Source organism: Bacillus sp. NTK071, assembly GCF_017303315.1.
GTDB lineage: Bacteria > Bacillota > Bacilli > Bacillales > Guptibacillaceae > Guptibacillus.
On sequence record NZ_JAFKOI010000006.1, the window covers coordinates 22,580 to 37,501 of the forward strand.

Consider the following 14,922-nt stretch of genomic DNA (forward strand, 5'->3'; position numbering starts at 1 on the left):
CAGATGATCTAACCATATCGATTAGATCATCTGGGTTTTTTATGTACACGAGTAAGTCAGTAGACTCTGTAAGCTGATTGCTTCTTTTTCTATATAAAGATAAAAGAGGAATGAGGGACAGGTTCGTCGTCCCTCGCAACATGTCTACAATCAATGAAGTTTATGAATTTTATTAAGACACACTTCAGCCATTTTAATGTTTGCAAAAGGAATTTTTCCACTAACTATTGTTTATTAAATCCTTATGGGGACGTTGTACCTGTCCCTCCTTCCCTCGATCTGGATCATCAGAAATTGGAACGTGAAATTGAATGAGAAAGGTAGGTTGGAAATGATGCGGAAACGCCAAAACGTTACATTACATGAAGAAACGATTGATTTAATAAATGAGTATCAAGAGCAACATCATATTCGATATCCCGGTGAAGCGTTGGACCGTATGGTTGCGGAATGGGAAGAACAACAGTCGAAGGATCATTCGCTAGAATATGTGATGAGTTTGATGGCGAATCGTTTTCAAGAGGTCTTTTCTGATGAGATGAAACGGTTACGGTTAGCAGCAAACAGCACTAACAAAAATACGCAAGTGCTTCTCGAATTAATGAATGGGTTTGCAATGGATCAAAATTTGGAGAGCTGTGTCACCACACAGCTTTTTGAGAGTCAGACAATGAAAGATGCGAGGGAAGCTGTTGAAGAACGGATCATTCATCAACGTCTAAAAAGAATTAGTGGGGACTAGGAGAAGGGGATATCAACTTATTTTATTTTTTCATTACTTTTAAATATCGAGAGGAGTTGGATTCATGTTGTTGTTCGATCAAAACTATGAGATGGGTGTATTTAAAGGTTTCGGGAATAAAAACAATCTAATCATCGAGGTAGGCTCTCAAGAATATGTGCTTGAATTAAACAAAGAAGAGATAGCTGATGTCGTCTACCATTTAATGCATCATGAGAACTTACTCATTCCTTTTAATAAAGAAACGCAGCAGTTGGTTTTACGTTCTGATCAAACCTATGCTGAAGAAGAAATGGATGAGCTCATGAATATCAGTGATGGAGCTGATGAACATGGCGAAGAGTAAGCGAGCTTATCAAAAAAAGTCACCTGAACAAGTCAAAGAGGAAATTGAAAAACTCACGGCTGGAATGGAAGAACGTATTTCAAATCATTTTCATTCGCCGGTCCAGTTAAAAGAGTACTTGGACTTCATGGGAAAGTTTTATCGCTATTCTCCTCGAAATACAGCACTCATTGAATCCCAGTTTCAAGGAGCTGAAGCTGTTGGTTCATATACATTTTGGAAGGAAAAAGCTTTCCAGTGAATAAAAAGGAAAAATCCATTAAAATACTTGTGCCTAATCGATTAGGAAAGCAATTTCAAAATAAAGAGGGGGAATGGATCCCTCTTAAAAAAGCTACCAAACAAGAAAAACAACTAGTGAATGACGGCCAACTCGATAAACGAGATGGTCGTCTTGTTTTTTCTACAGGAAGTATATTTGATATTTCTCAAACAAGCGCAACCCAAAAGGATTTACCTCAAATTTTTCCGAACAAGTGGATCGATGGCGAGGTTGAGCATTACAGTCAATTACGGAAGGGATGGAGGCGATTGCAGAAAAGAATAACATTCGTATTGTGAAGCCTTATGAGGAGCTTGGGGCAACAAAAGGAGTCAGTTATACAGAAAGAGGAGAGGTAGCTCTTAATCCCCGAAATTCCGAACGTCAAGATGCGAAGACTTTACTCCATGAGCTTACACATGCCAAACTCCATACAAAGGACAATTTCAACGCCTACTCAAAACCTGAAAAAGAATTTCAGGCAGAAATGACAGCTTATACTGTTGCTTCTTATTTTAATATTGATACTAGTGACTACTCGTTAGATTATTTGCATCACTGGACGAAGGGGCATGAATTTAACGATCATGAGAGGTTGCTACAAGAAGTTCAGGTAACAGCTAAAGAATTTATTTCGACAATGGAAGAATCTATGAACCAAGAAAAGGAAGGAGAAAAAACTATGAGTTTTTGTGAATCAAAACATGAAATGAAAGAGGATAAAAAAGAAAGAGAGGGAATATCTACTGAAAAGCTTTCGGAACTGTACCGAAGCCAAGTGAGCAAGGCTGAGAAGTATAGCGGACCTTTTAATAAGAAAGAAAAACTTGAAGAGCAATATTCTCATCAAGACTTTAAAGATGCTTATAAAAGAGAGATTACGAATTTTTTTGAACCAATGGTCGGAAAAGGATTAGATAAAGAAGAAAACAATGATTGGCAAGAACGTTTGAGAAAGATACGTACTTTTCAAGATACTCATAGTAAAGAAGAGGTGTATCAACTTAAAAAGGACTCTCTTCAAGAATTGAAAGAAATTCCTTTAACGGATTGCGAAGAGCAGCGACTATCCCGAATAGAAAATAAGATGGATCGAGAGTTCCATGAAGAGAAAGGAAAAAAAAGCATCACTTCGGAAGTGAGGAATGGAAAGGAGAATAAGGAGGCTTTTCAGCAGAAGGAAAAGCCAAAAGAAAAAGTAGAGATCGAACGATAGGCAGGGAGTTTTCTCCATGTCTTTTTTTTATAGCTAATTTTAGAGAGGAGGAAGTGCTGCATGGCCAAACATGTAATCGCGGACCAAAGATTGCTCGGAATGTGGATCTCATAGATTATCTTGAGCGTAACTCAGAGCCATTGAAGAGAGAGGGAAGATAACAAAGTAAATGAAATGTGCCTTTTGGATCTTAGAGGCGTAATTTTTATACGATATTTTACTATTATAATGGAGAAGAATGTAGAAATAGCCGATGTTATTTACAATAATTGTGATAAAATTATTAGGAGTAAGTGACTAATACTTTTTAAGGGTATTTATGCGTTAAGAGTAAGAAAAAAATAAGAATCAAATAAATTTGGTGAGGTGTAAAACTTGGAAGTGAAAAGGTTTTGCAAAACGCAAAGAGAGCTTGCCGTTTCGATTAACACTGTTGTTGATGCTTATTGGGATGAAGATATAACAGAAAAAAAACTACTAGAGGAGATCAACAAACTACATACTCAAAACAAAAATAAAATGATTAAGGGGCGAGATTTTACCACAGTGTTAAAACAACATTGTGGCAAGAGACGTTTAGAAGTAGTTGATAACATTTTGAAAATATATCAATTTTAATATTAGTTTGGGGAGGATCAAGGATGAACACATTATTTGAAGTATGTAAGCCGCGTGAAAGTGTGTTTGATGAAACAAAGAGAGATGACACTTTAGACTTGTCTAATCTAATTGATCAATCGGTTGATGCTGAGCATTTCTTTAGTGAAACATACGTAACTGATGGCATGAAAACTTTATTTGATACTGCTTTTAATAGGTTTGAAGGAAAAGCTCCAAGTGGTTTAATAAAATTAACTCAGTCTATGGGTGGAGGTAAAACTCACAACATGGTTGCACTTGGACTTTTAGCACAAAACTCACAAATAAGAAAACAATATTTCGGTAGTGAATATTCAATTGATGATGAGGTAAATGTAGTAGCTTATACAGGACGTGAGAGCGATATTCCTTATGGTATATGGGGCGAAATTGCCAGGCAATTGGGTAAGGAAGATGTTTTCAAAGATTATTATTCACCTTTAAAAGCACCTGGTCAGTCTGCGTGGACTAATTTATTGAAAAGTGAAAAGCCTACCTTGATCCTCCTGGATGAGTTGCCGCCTTACCTTGAATACTCACGAACAATTGAAATAGGTACAGGAACTCTTGCAGATGTAACAACTAATGCTTTGGCAAACCTGTTTAATGCATTAGGAAAATCAGAACTCCATAATGTTTGTTTAGTCATTTCGGATCTACAAGCAACTTATGAAATGGGCTCTAGCTATATACAGAAATCATTTAAAAATTTAGAAAATGAAATCGGTCGTTCGTCTATAAATATTGAACCGGTAGGTACGACATCTGATGACTTGTATCATATCCTACGTAAAAGGTTGTTTACTTCTATAGCAAGTGAAACAGAAATCCAAGAAGTTGCTCAAGGTTATAAAGAAGCTGTAAAAGAAAGCAAACAAATGAGCCATACAAATTATTCACCAGAACAAATATTTACAGGGATAAAGGATTCTTATCCTTTTCATCCATCTATTAAAGATTTATTTGCAAGATTTAAAGAGAACCAAGGGTTTCAGCAAACTAGAGGTTTTATTCGTTTAACGAGGATTATGGTGAAGCATTTATATCAAGGTAATGAATCTAGAGCTAAAAATCGTTATCTATTGAATCCATTTGATTTAGATTTAGAGGATTCTGAAATGTTTGCAATGGTGAAGAGCATAAAACCTAAACTAAGCAATGCAATATCACATGATATTACTACAATTGCAAAAGATCTTGATAGAGAAACTGGTAACGAAGATGCTCAAGAAATGAGCAAATTACTTCTTTTATCATCTTTAGGTGATGCAACGAATGCAAGATTGGGGCTATCATTACAAGAAGCTATTGGGATTTTATCCAGGCCAGGTCGGGTGATTACTGAAGTAAAAACAGCGTTTGAAGAATATAAATCCAAAGCCTGGTACTTATATGAAGATCGTAATAATCTATGGCATTTTAAAGATGTTAAAAATGTAAATGCGGAATTAAATAGCCTAACAGAAACATATACAAATGAAATAGCAAAGCAAGAGATCAAAAAATTGTTAGAAGTCCAGTTTAAACCATTTTCAAGAGATTGTTATCAAGAAGTTGCGGTGTTTCCTGCTGTCGATGAAATTGAATTAAAACAAGACCAAATATCTTTAATTCTTTTTGAACCTAATTCAAATGGAGTTGGCTTAAAGAAGGAATTAAAAGACTTTCATGACAATGTTAGGTATAAAAATAGAGTATTGTTTCTGACTGGACAGAGAAACCCGATGGAAGATATGTTGGAGCATGCTAAGCAGTTAAAAGCAATTAACGCTATTATAAAAAGAATGAAAGAAGAAAATGTCTCAGAAGGTGATTCACAGTATCAACAAGCACAGAATATAAAGGATAAAATAAACTTGAATTTTCTTTCAACAACGAGGGAAGCCTTCATCACTTTATACTACCCTGTCAGTGATGGATTTGAAGCCAGTGATTTTAAAATGGAGTTCAAAGGTAATGAATTTAACGCAGAAGAACAAATTAGAAATGTATTAATTGATGAGATGAAATTTGATCATACAGCACCTAATAAAACATTCCGTAAGAAATTTGAAAAGAGGATCTTTACTCAAAGACAGATGCGATGGCGAGATTTGAAAGAAAGGGCAGCTACTGATACAAGTTGGTCTTGGCACCCCCCTAAATCCTTAGAAGAATTGAAAGAGGAATGTTTACTTAAAGGTCTTTGGGTTGAAGAAGGTGGTTATGTTGATAAAGAGCCCCCATTACCTGAAACGTCAATTCAAGTTAGAGAAGTAACGACGAATGATGAAACAGGAGAAGTTACACTAAAAATCACCCCGCAAAATGGTGATAAGGTGTATTACGAAATCAACGATGATGCAACAACAGGCTCTTCTGAAGTTACAGACCTTAATAATTTTCAAACAAATGAATTGTATTTATCATTTCTTTGCGTTGATTCTACTGGTGCTCATGAAATTGGCCCCGTTGTTGAATGGAAGCGTGAAGTTAAATTAAAACACCGTTTATTTGATGGGCGCGGTGGGAGTAATGTTGTAGAGTTGAAAGCAACGTCGCCAAAAGTGAAAATTTTATATACTACAGATGGTTCAAATCCTAAAAATACAGGTGGAGTTTATGAAGACCAATTCGAAGTGCCAATAGGAACAAAATATGTACAAGCGATTGCTGTTCATGAAGAACTTGATATTTATTCAGAACCCGTGCAAATACCAATTACCGACAAGAAATTTGAAATAGATCGAAATAAACAATTAAAAGTAACTAAAAAGTTAAGTGTTCAAACAACATCTGAAGTTTATAAGTTATTAGAAGACTTAAATAAGTTTAATGCTGAAGTAAAAGGTTTGGTAGTTGGCATTGAAGAAAAGGAATCAAATGAAGGCAATTGGTTGGATTTGAATGTCTTTGGACAAAATTATTTTATGCCCTCACTTATAGAAAAACAAATTACTCAATTAAGAAGTGGATTGTTTGACATGAAGGCTGTTAACGTTTCACTGGAGATTGATGAGATTAAATTTAACATAGGCCAAGATTTCGAAGATTGGTTAGCGTCTAATAAAGAAAAAATAGAAAAGTATAAGAATTATATTAATCAGTAAAAGACGAGGAGGTTGTGCCTTGGCTAAGAAAAAAGCGCTCGGCTTTGGGTTTATCCCAGAAGAGACAAATCATCACTTTCTTGTAGTAATTCCAAGGAGTTCAAAAGATAATGTAGCCATCTATGAACGTTTTAGCTGGGAAAAAGAGCAAGAGGTACAAGCTGATGGAATTGTTGAGAAAAGTTTAAAGGTGACAATTGATAAAGAAAAATGGGATATGGTTAAAGAATCGGCTTCAGTTGTATTAAATAATCAGTTAAAGGAAAAGAACATCACTGTCGGTCGTTTTAAAATAGGTCAAGTTCCCATTGAAAGATTGCTTGGTAAAGAGTTGATACTTTTATTATGGGCAATAGAGGACTCTGACCCACAGCTAATTCCATCTGCAATTAGAAACTGGAATGGTTTAAGTCGCGAAGAGCGATGGTGGTTATTTACAATGACTAATGCTACAACTGGACATGCTGATAATAAAAGGGGTTGGAGAAAAGCAATTAGATATGCTTTAACAGAGAATCCAATTGAAGACGATGAAGCCCAAGGGAACATTTTAGAGTTGTTATATAAAAACGTTTAAGGGGGGAAAACATGCTGGATTATTCGAAGTCATTTATTGAAACACAATTTCCAGTATCAAAAGTATCAAAAGAGAGTTATAAAGAGCGAAAAGCAAACCTTGGTCAAACATTAACAGGCTTAGGAAAATGGTGGGGGCGAAAACCTTTAATTCTTGTTAGGGCTACTATATTAGGTGCTTTGTTACCTGTATCTGATGACCCTAAAAAGGACCGAGATATCTTCCTTAAATCATTAACAATGGATGAAGACGGTCTTTTGTTAAGAAAAAATAAATCTATCCCACTTAAAGTGCTACTTGAAAATGTGAGACCACGGGAGAGGGAATTATATTTCGATACAACATCTACAAATGATAAACCGAAATATAAGTCTGGAATAAAGCAAGTGGATAAAAAAGAACTACAAGAAAAAGTTTTTAGTCGTTTATCGTATGACGATAAACTGAAATATACTGTGCGTCCAGAACATGTCGAAGAAATACCTGATTCAACTTGGGAAGATATAAATAATCATTTAGATACTTCTGCCTCTAATCTAAACGATTTGATTGAACAACTGGGGCGAAAAAGATTTGGTCATATACCAAGTATTGGAGATGCATTTTCAGGTGGAGGGAGTATCCCCTTTGAAGCAGCAAGAATAGGTGCGAATGCTTATGGGTCAGACTTAAATCCAGTTGCAGCTTTGTTAACATGGGCATCATTGAATATATCAGGAGCGTCAGAACAAAAGTTAAAAGATTTAAAAAGTTTCCAAAAAGATGTATATGAAGCAGTTGATAAACAAGTTACAAACTGGGGTATAGAACATAATGAAGCTGGGCATAGAGCTGATTCATATTTATATTGTAACGAATCGAGTTGTCCTGAATGTGGGTATAAAGTTCCGTTATCTCCTTCTTGGATTATTGGTAAAGGCTCTAAAACAGTCGCTTTATTACATGACAATGGTAACAGTGGATTTGATTTTGAAATTGTACAAGATGCGACTAAAGAGCAAATTAAACAATCAGAGGAAATGTCCACCGTTAGAAATGGCAAATTTTTTTGCCTTCACTGTGAGATGGAGACTCCGATTTCTGTTATAAGAAGAGATCGTAAAGATGCTTATGGGAATAATGTTAGCGGGTTAAGAAAATGGGAGAAAGATGAGTTTATTCCAAGGAACTCAGACCCTTTCCAAGAACGTCTTTATTGTATTCGATACACAAAGAAAGTTAAAACTGATAAAGGTAAAATAAAAGTTGAACGTTTTTACAAGGCCCCAGATAAAAATGATTTGGAAAGAGAAGACAAAGTAATTAATTTGTTAGATGAAAGATTTCTTAATTGGCAAGAAAATGGGTACCTGCCTTCAATAGGAATTGAGAGTGGAGATAAAACCGATGAACCCGTTAGAACAAGAGGTTGGCGTTTTTGGCACCAGTTATTTAATCCGAGACAATTATTGGTGACCGGATTACTCCTAAAGACAGTGGATGAAAAGTCAGCTTCGAAAGAAGAGCTTGTTATTGGATTGTTAGGAGTTAATAAAATCACGGATTGGAACTCGAAACTGTGTATATGGAATGTAGGTGCAGGTGTTGAAACAACTCAAAACACCTATACAAATCAAGCGTTAAATACTTTATATAATTATGGTACAAGAGGATTTATAAAATATGAAAAGAACTGGTTAATAAATTTGAAAGCAAATTTCACTTCTCATAGAAATGTTGTAGAAGTTGGAGATGCAAGAGTAATAGAAGAAGTTAACGATATATGGGTAACAGACCCCCCATATGCGGATGCAGTAAATTATCATGAATTGTCAGAGTTCTTTTTAGCTTGGGATAAAGGTCTACTATCTAAAGCTTTTCCAGAGTGGTATTCGGATAGTAAAAGAGTGTTAGCAGTTAAAGGTACAGGTGAATCTTTCAATAAAAGTATGGTGGAAGTTTATACAAACCTAAGAAACAACATGCCCGATAATGGCATGCAGGTTGTTATGTTTACACATCAAGATGTTAGTGTTTGGGCTGAACTTGCTATGATTTTATGGTCAGCGGGACTGAAGGTATCATCTGCATGGACTATTGCTACCGAAACAGAATCAGGTGGGTTGAAAGATGGGAATTATGTTCAAGGGACAGTGTTATTGGTTTTAAGAAAACAAACATCAGATGATATTATTTTTCAAGATGAATTATATCGTGAAATTAAAAAAGAGGTTAAATCTCAAATTGATAGCATGCAAGATTTAGATGATAAAGATGATCCTAATTTTACAGATGCTGATTATTTATTAGCTTCATATGCTTCTTCTTTAAAGGTCCTTACAAGTTATAAGGATATTGAAGGGGTAGATGTTGAATATGAGTTAACAAAGCCTAAAACTAATGAAAGAAGTCCGATTGAAGAATTAATTGAAAAAGCAAAAGTTGTGGCTTATGACTATTTGATACCTGAAAGCATCGACAAGTTAATTTGGAGAGATTTTAGTCCTTCTGAGCGTTTTTATATTCGGGGACTCGAATTAGAAATGAGTAATGTATATCAAATAGGTGCCTATCAAGAGCTAGCTAAAGGGTTTGGAGTAACTGATTATCAAGATATGTTTGAAAATCAACGTGCTAATACAGTTAGGTTAAAAACCCCGTCAGAATATAAAACACGAGGACTAGATCGTGGTGAATTTGGATCTTCATTATTAAGACAAGTTTTAGTAGCAGTGCATCAAAGTGTTAAGGCTGAATCAACAGAGGAAGGGAAGAAGTATTTGAAAGCTAAGTATGACAATGGTAATGAGTATTGGAATAAGCGCTCAGCTATTATGGAGTTACTTAACTTTTTGTCTAAATCAGAGCATATTACTCATATGAAATATTGGAGTGAAGATGCTTACTACGCACGTTTATTAAAAGAATCTATAAGACATGATGGAATTTAAGGTGGGTACTATATATGATAAATAGATACTCAACCAGGCGTGAAAATGTAAATACGTCTTTTCTTAAAGAAAAGCTTAAGAACGCTAAATATTACGATAGAATTGCTGGCTATTTTAGTTCTTCTATAATAGAGGTTGCTGGTGAAGAATTAGATAGTATAGAAGGGAAAATCAGAGTAATTTGTAATTCTGAAATAGATAGTCGAGATTTAGAATCAGCTAAGTTGGCTCAAGCAGCATTAAAGAAAGAATGGTGCGAGTTTCAACCTGAAGAGCTTCCAAACACATCTGATAGATTCTCAAAACTATATGAGTTGTTGAGCACAGGTAAAATGGAGGTGAAAGTTTTACCTGATGACCGTTTTGGGCTTATCCATGGAAAAGCTGGAGTTATAACATTAAAAGATGGTAGTAAAACTTCATTTATGGGGAGTGCAAATGAGACATATAGTGGGTGGCGGCTCAATTATGAGTTAGTTTGGGAAGATAATTCCGAGGAAGCTGTGAATTGGGTCCAAGAAGAATTTGATGCACTTTGGAATGATTCAAAGGCTGTTCACTTATCAGAATTTATCATTCAAGATGTTAAGAGAATTTCAAAAAGAAAAATAATTAATGGAGTAGAGGATTGGAAAGACAATCCTGACCCAGCCTCTACTGTCGTTGAATCACCTGTAATAAGAGGTGAGTTCGGACTTTGGGACCATCAGAAGTATTTTGTTAACAAAGCATACAATGATCATTTGAATGTAGGTGCACGCTATGTATTGGCTGATCAAGTGGGATTGGGTAAAACAATACAATTAGCACTTTCTGCTCAATTAATGGCTTTAAAGGGTGATAAGCCTGTTTTAGTTATAGTTCCTAAGACTCTTCAGTTGCAGTGGCAGGAGGAACTCAATAGTTTATTAAATGTGCCTTCTGCTATTTGGAACGGCAAAGAATGGGTGGATGAGAATGGTCTAAATTATCCTAATAAAGGACCTGGGGATATAAGAAAATGTCCAAGAACCATTGGGATTATATCCCAAGGATTAATCACTTCTAAATCTGAAGTGATTAACCATTTACTAAACCGTGAATATGAGTGCGTAATTGTTGATGAAGCTCATAGAGCAAGGCGTAAAAACTTAGGGAAAAATAAGGAAAACCAAGCACCAGACCCAAATAACCTATATGATTATCTATTGAATCTAGCTAAGAAGACAAAAAGTATGTTATTAGCGACAGCAACACCAGTTCAATTATATCCAATTGAACTGTGGGACCTTTTAAATATTCTTTCTCAAAACAATGAAGCTGTACTTGGTAATATTTATTCTAAATGGCGAAGAAAGGACTCCATACAGCAGGGGTTAAATATTATTTCAGGTTTGGAAGCACCTCCTCACCGTGAGAGTGATTATTGGGAATGGGTTCGATCTCCTTTTCCGCCATCAGAAGAGTCTAAGCAAATGTTTGGAACAATAAGAAAACGGTTAAATTTGTCAAGTGAAGATTTTACAATAAAAAAAAGCTACATAGACTTACCAAAACCACTTCAAAAAAAGGTTGATCAAATAATAGATAACACTTTCTTTGAAAGATTTAACCCTTATATACGTCATGTAGTGAGAAGAGAACGAGGATATTTAGAAAATAAAACAAATCCTGAAACAAATGAACCTTACTTGCCAAAAATTGAAGTTAAACTTCATGGGGAATCATCACACGATGCTCTGTTATTATCGGGGTATATGAAACAAGCTTACGAAATTGCCGAGGAATTTTGTAATTTATTGGGTAAGAGACATAAAAGTAGTGGTTTCCTAAAAACGTTACTTCTTAAGAGAATTGGAAGTTCAATTCATGCCGGTTTGAACACTGGTAGAAAGATGCTTAATGAGTGGCATACATCATTCTCTAATGAATATGAAGAAGAGGATGAAATCATTGATGCAAATGATATTAAAAATCTTACTGATGAAGAAGAGAAATTGTTAAAAGCGTTTGTTTCTGTACTTGAAACAAACGAGAATACTGATCCAAAACTTAATAAAGTTATGAACCTGCTTAGAAAATGGAATTGGCTTGAAAAAGGGTGTATTATCTTTTCTCAATACTTTGACACAGCTCAGTGGGTTGCCAGTAAACTTTCTTATGAGTTTCCAACTGAGAAAGTAGGTTTATATGCTGGTGGGGATAGATCAGGACTTATTATTAATGGTGAATTTAAGAGGAAAGATAAAGATGTATTGAAATCAATGGTTAAACGTAGAGAACTAAAATTGTTGATTGGAACAGACTCTGCCAGCGAAGGATTAAACCTCCAGATGCTTGGAACTTTAATTAACCTTGACTTGCCTTGGAATCCAACTCGCTTAGAGCAGAGAAAAGGGAGAATTCAACGTATCGGCCAAGTAAATGATATTGTTCATGTGTATAACTTACGATATAAAGGCTCAGTAGAGGATAGAGTGCATAACTTACTTTCAGAACGTCTACAACATATCCATGATTTGTTTGGTCAAATACCAGACATATTAGAAGATGTTTGGGTGGATGTTGCATTGAACGAAAAGGAAAAAGCGAAAGAATTGATTGATGAAGTACCAACTAAACACCCATTTGAGGTAAGGTATAATGAGTCGGTTGAAAAAATCGACTGGGAAACATGTGAAAAAGTTTTGGACAGAAAAGAGTTACGTCGATATTTTGAAAGATCTTGGTCATAAACATCTAACAGAGCGTTTGTTCTATTATGCCTCGAATATATGTGGTGATGTATCCTATTTGTAATATAGAGAATGGATTGATATTAATGTTGGTGGGTATGTTTCAGTAGTTATTTAAAAGAAGCAATAGTGAACTGGCAGTGTAGAGGTCCATATAGGTATACTCCAAAGTTGTAAAAACAACCGTTTAAATGACTAGATTTTAAATGGATAATACACATATTCATAGTTGTGCTATTTATCAAAAAGGTATGGGCGGCATGATTTGGTGAATTCATAAAAAATCTTATTTTATAGAAGTTTAAGGAGTATCACATTACCCACTTCCCATAAATATCACCAAAAAGTAACCAATTAATTTATAGATGTTTTGAAGGACGCTTCCGTACAAAGTTCAAACTTTGTCTGAAGCGTCCTCTTTCATATTATTCGTTATGTAAGATTGATTTTCATAATAGTTTTAATGGGAACCTGAACGACTTTCTCCATTATTGTGACCGCATCTATAACATATCATGGAATATTTTTGGTGATACTTTCTATTTTTATCCAACATATGTGATAAAATATAACTAATTTTAGTAGGAGGAGAAAAAATGGAAGATAACAAAAAATCATCTACAATAGATATTTTAGAATACTTAAAAATGTTCGATGAATATAGAAAAGAGTTTGAAAAGAAGATGATTCATCCTAACATACTTATATGTGGAAAAACTGGTGTAGGAAAAAGTACGTTAATTAATTCAATTTTTCGTGAGCAATTAGCTGAAACTTCTGTAGGTGAGCCGGTGACTATGGGTTTAACAAAGTATACAAAGTCAGATGTCCCAATTACCCTTTTTGATACTAGAGGTTTAGAGTTGAATGGTGAATCACGAAATGAAGTCAAGAAAGATATTACTGAAGAAATTAACCATAGGAATAAATCAACTGATGTATCTGAGCACATGCATATTATGTGGTATTGTATTTCAAATGAATCTGACAGGCTCGAACCTGTTGAAGAGGAGTGGATTCGTCACTTTTCTTCAAAAATGAAAGTAATCCTTGTTTTAACAAAAACGTATAGCCAAAATGAAGAATTTCTTGTTTCACTTAAAAATATGGATTTTCCTATTATTGATATTAAACAAGTTTTAGCGGATGAAAAGGATTTGCTGGGTGGAAATAAAATACCTGCGCATGGTTTAGTAGAGTTAACCCAAAGAACATATGAAGCATTACCCGATGCTGTAAAGTATGCTTTTGCAAATGCCCAAGCTGTTGATGCCACAACGAAAGAAAAGGAAGCTAAGAAATGGCTGTATCTACATCTTACTACATCCGGGGCAGCAGGGTTAATCCCACTCGGTGGAGATTTACTTGCAGTGTGGGGAACGCAAGTATGGATGCTCAGTCATATCAGCTCAATTTTTGGCTTGCCGAAAGACAAGAAATTCTCTATAGAGTTGATTAAAGCAATAACTGGCGGGACGTTAGGGGCTGCTGGACCTAAAGGGTTAGCTAAAGTAAGTGAAAGTATAGCTACGAAGCTAGGAAAAGAAGGGCTTAAACAAGTCTTGAAAAATAGTAACCTTATTATTAAAGCAGCTTCAGCAGGTTCCTCTATTGTTGCTACATTGATCATTGGAAATACTTTTATAAGTGCATGTAAAAAAGTTGTTAGTGAAAATCTAACTGAACAGCTTACTAGTGAGGAAATTAAAGAGTTACTTCAGAAAGCGTATGAGGAAGAATATCACCGTCGTAAAGATGGTGGATTTGATGAAGATTTGTAGATTAAAAATAGCACATCCCTAATGCCCTAATGGACTCGTATATTATTCACTTTAGATAGGGAGTTCCTGTAAATGTATTATGATAATTTTGGCAAATAATTCATTCTCTTTATATTTAGGTTAGTATTATAAGTTAGCCATATTAAGGAGTGAAAACATGCTGAAACCTAGTCATAGATATTGGGCAAATGATGAAAATGTTGCAGTCGAATTTGATAATGATGTTAAGCCCGCATATAGATATATCTTGGAATGTATACGGGATGAACAAGGAAAAATAGTAACCTTTATAATGTTAAATCCTAGTATTGCAAACTCTAATATTTTAGATGTGTGGCCTTTGCTAAGAATTGGGGGTTTGGAGGTATGACTATTTTAAATCTCTTCGCATATATTACACCTTACCCAGAAGACCTGCTTATATTAGATGACCCAGTTGGTGAAAGAAATGACGAAATTATTGAAATCATAACTGATGTTTCAGATGAAATTGTATATGCATGGGGGGGCAGGATACGGCCATTACCATGGAAGGGATAAATATATTGTAGAAAAGTTAAAATGCTATGAGCCTAAATGTATATTGAAGTCAAAAAAAGGTCATCCACGCCATCCACTATATTTAA

12 protein-coding genes are annotated in these 14,922 nt (G+C 35.0%); all 12 read left to right on the forward strand.

Annotated features, from left to right (window positions below):
- Positions 1–331: 331 nt before the first annotated feature.
- The 12 genes from JI666_RS11485 to JI666_RS11530 all read left to right on the forward strand — a co-directional run bounded on the left by JI666_RS11485 (position 332) and on the right by JI666_RS11530 (position 14,836).
- Positions 332–742: a hypothetical protein gene (locus tag JI666_RS11485; protein WP_286170764.1), complete on the forward strand. Its 411-nt coding sequence runs from the start codon at positions 332–334 to the stop codon at positions 740–742.
- Positions 743–806: 64 nt separating this feature from the next.
- Positions 807–1,088, forward strand: a complete 282-nt coding sequence (locus JI666_RS11490) for a hypothetical protein (protein ID WP_206891902.1) — start codon at positions 807–809, stop codon at positions 1,086–1,088.
- Positions 1,075–1,329, forward strand: coding sequence for a hypothetical protein (locus tag JI666_RS21695; RefSeq protein WP_286170765.1), 255 nt, complete (start codon positions 1,075–1,077; stop codon positions 1,327–1,329). Before JI666_RS11490 ends, JI666_RS21695 begins: the two co-directional genes overlap by 14 nt.
- Positions 1,326–1,649, forward strand: a complete 324-nt coding sequence (locus tag JI666_RS21700; RefSeq protein WP_286170766.1) for a hypothetical protein — start codon at positions 1,326–1,328, stop codon at positions 1,647–1,649. The genes JI666_RS21695 and JI666_RS21700 overlap by 4 nt, the downstream gene beginning before the upstream one ends.
- Positions 1,610–2,566 carry an ImmA/IrrE family metallo-endopeptidase gene (locus JI666_RS21705; protein WP_286170767.1) on the forward strand — a complete coding sequence of 319 codons (957 nt, stop codon included), beginning with the start codon at positions 1,610–1,612 and terminating at the stop codon, positions 2,564–2,566. The genes JI666_RS21700 and JI666_RS21705 overlap by 40 nt, the downstream gene beginning before the upstream one ends.
- Before the next feature lie 381 nt (positions 2,567–2,947).
- A complete protein-coding gene (locus tag JI666_RS11500; protein ID WP_349769327.1) occupies positions 2,948–3,184 on the forward strand; it encodes a TIGR04540 family protein in 237 nt (78 codons plus the stop codon).
- Positions 3,185–3,207: 23 nt separating this feature from the next.
- Positions 3,208–6,294 (forward strand): DUF499 family protein, encoded by a 3,087-nt coding sequence (locus JI666_RS11505; protein ID WP_206891906.1) that lies wholly within the window; start codon positions 3,208–3,210, stop codon positions 6,292–6,294.
- Positions 6,295–6,313: 19 nt separating this feature from the next.
- Positions 6,314–6,871, forward strand: a complete 558-nt coding sequence (locus JI666_RS11510; RefSeq protein ID WP_206891908.1) for a DUF3780 domain-containing protein — start codon at positions 6,314–6,316, stop codon at positions 6,869–6,871.
- An 11-nt stretch (positions 6,872–6,882) separates the two neighbouring features.
- On the forward strand, positions 6,883–9,801 hold the full coding sequence (locus JI666_RS11515) for an anti-phage-associated DUF1156 domain-containing protein (protein ID WP_206891910.1): 2,919 nt from the start codon (positions 6,883–6,885) through the stop codon (positions 9,799–9,801).
- Positions 9,802–9,815: 14 nt separating this feature from the next.
- Entirely contained in the window at positions 9,816–12,515 is a 2,700-nt protein-coding gene (locus JI666_RS11520) for a phospholipase D-like domain-containing anti-phage protein (protein WP_206891912.1), read from the forward strand.
- 596 nt (positions 12,516–13,111) lie between these two features.
- Positions 13,112–14,296 (forward strand): GTPase, encoded by a 1,185-nt coding sequence (locus tag JI666_RS11525; protein ID WP_206891917.1) that lies wholly within the window; start codon positions 13,112–13,114, stop codon positions 14,294–14,296.
- Between the two features lie 333 nt (positions 14,297–14,629).
- Positions 14,630–14,836, forward strand: coding sequence for a DUF1643 domain-containing protein (locus tag JI666_RS11530; RefSeq protein ID WP_414635140.1), 207 nt, complete (start codon positions 14,630–14,632; stop codon positions 14,834–14,836).
- The last annotated feature ends 86 nt before the right edge of the window (positions 14,837–14,922 follow it).

What these genes read in the sequence shown, in the direction of transcription:
- JI666_RS21695 (WP_286170765.1), top strand. Translation starts at nt 1,075, where the DNA reads ATGGCGAAGAGTAAGCGAGCTTATCAAAAAAAGTCACCTGAACAAGTC.
- JI666_RS11485 (WP_286170764.1), top strand. Translation starts at nt 332, where the DNA reads ATGATGCGGAAACGCCAAAACGTTACATTACATGAAGAAACGATTGAT.
- JI666_RS11490 (WP_206891902.1), top strand. Translation starts at nt 807, where the DNA reads ATGTTGTTGTTCGATCAAAACTATGAGATGGGTGTATTTAAAGGTTTC.
- JI666_RS11520 (WP_206891912.1), top strand. Translation starts at nt 9,816, where the DNA reads ATGATAAATAGATACTCAACCAGGCGTGAAAATGTAAATACGTCTTTT.
- JI666_RS11525 (WP_206891917.1), top strand. Translation starts at nt 13,112, where the DNA reads ATGGAAGATAACAAAAAATCATCTACAATAGATATTTTAGAATACTTA.
- JI666_RS11515 (WP_206891910.1), top strand. Translation starts at nt 6,883, where the DNA reads ATGCTGGATTATTCGAAGTCATTTATTGAAACACAATTTCCAGTATCA.
- JI666_RS21705 (WP_286170767.1), top strand. Translation starts at nt 1,610, where the DNA reads ATGGAGGCGATTGCAGAAAAGAATAACATTCGTATTGTGAAGCCTTAT.
- JI666_RS11505 (WP_206891906.1), top strand. Translation starts at nt 3,208, where the DNA reads ATGAACACATTATTTGAAGTATGTAAGCCGCGTGAAAGTGTGTTTGAT.